1 protein-coding gene is annotated in these 1,276 nt (G+C 66.5%); it reads left to right on the top strand.

What is annotated here, in order from left to right; all coding sequences use genetic code 11:
* Window positions 1–72 precede the first annotated feature (72 nt).
* A complete protein-coding gene (locus tag BRAO375_RS33845) occupies window positions 73–1,263 on the top strand; it encodes a phosphoglycerate kinase (protein ID WP_009031924.1) in 1,191 nt (396 codons plus the stop codon).
* Window positions 1,264–1,276: the final 13 nt, after the last annotated feature.

The following is a 1,276-nucleotide window of genomic DNA, read 5'->3' as shown; positions in this document are numbered from 1 at the left end:
CGAGCTCCGCGATCGCCACTTGATCCAACTACGACGCGTCACGTTCCAGTCCCTCGTTCCACGGTGGCTTCAATGACAAAATTCCGAACCCTCGACGACGTCGACGTCAAAGGCAAGCGCGTGCTGCTGCGCGTCGATCTCAACGTGCCCATGGAGAATGGCCACGTCAGCGATGCCACGCGCCTGGAGCGCGTTGCGCCGACCATCAACGAGATCGCCGACAAGGGCGGCAAGGTGATCCTGCTCGCCCATTTCGGCCGGCCGAAGGGCCGCGACGCCAAGGACTCGCTGAAGCCGGTCGCGGCCGCGCTGTCGCAAGTGATCAAGCGTCCCGTCGCCTTCGCCGATGACTGCATCGGCGAGCCTGCGGCGAACGCGATCGCCGCGCTGAAGGACGGCGACGTACTGTGTCTGGAGAACACGCGCTTCCACAAAGAGGAAGAAAAGAACGATCCGGCGTTCGTCGCGGAGCTCGCCAAGCTCGGCGACATCTGGGTCAACGACGCGTTTTCCGCCGCGCACCGCGCCCATGCCTCGACCGAAGGTCTCGGCCACAAGCTGCCGGCCTATGCCGGCCGCACCATGCAGGCCGAGCTCGACGCGCTCGACAAGGCGCTGGGACGTCCGGCCAAGCCGGTGATCGCGATCGTCGGCGGCGCCAAGGTCTCCACCAAGATCGACCTGTTGGAAAACCTCGTCACCAAGGTCGATGCGCTGGTGATCGGCGGCGGCATGGCCAACACGTTCCTGCATGCGCAGGGCGTGCAGATCGGCAAGTCGCTGGCCGAGAAGGATCTCGCCGCGACCGCGCTGCGGATCATGGACAAGGCGGAAGCGGCCAACTGCGCCATCATCCTGCCCGTCGATGCGACGGTGTCGTTCCACTTCGCGGCCAACTCGCCGTCGTTCGCCTACGGCCTCGACGCGATCCCGCCAGACAGCATGATCCTCGACGTCGGCCCGCAATCGACCGCGCGCATCCACGCCGCGATCGACGACGCCGCGACCCTGGTGTGGAACGGCCCGGTCGGCGCCTTCGAGCTCACGCCTTTCGACCGCGGCACGATGGTCGCCGCCAAGCATGCAGCGGAGCGCACCAAGGCCAAGAAGCTGATCTCGGTGGCCGGCGGCGGCGATACCGTCGCCGCGCTCAACCAGGCCGGCGTGGCCGGCGATTTCAGCTACGTCTCGACCGCGGGCGGCGCCTTCCTCGAATGGATGGAAGGCAAGCCGCTGCCCGGCGTTGAGGTGCTGAAAGCCTGAGACTATGAGCTTG

Source organism: Bradyrhizobium sp. ORS 375, from assembly GCF_000239775.1.
In the GTDB taxonomy this organism is placed as follows: Bacteria; Pseudomonadota; Alphaproteobacteria; order Rhizobiales; family Xanthobacteraceae; genus Bradyrhizobium.
The sequence above is the reverse complement of the archived record's forward strand: the minus strand, read 5'-3'. Positions and strand labels throughout refer to the sequence as shown.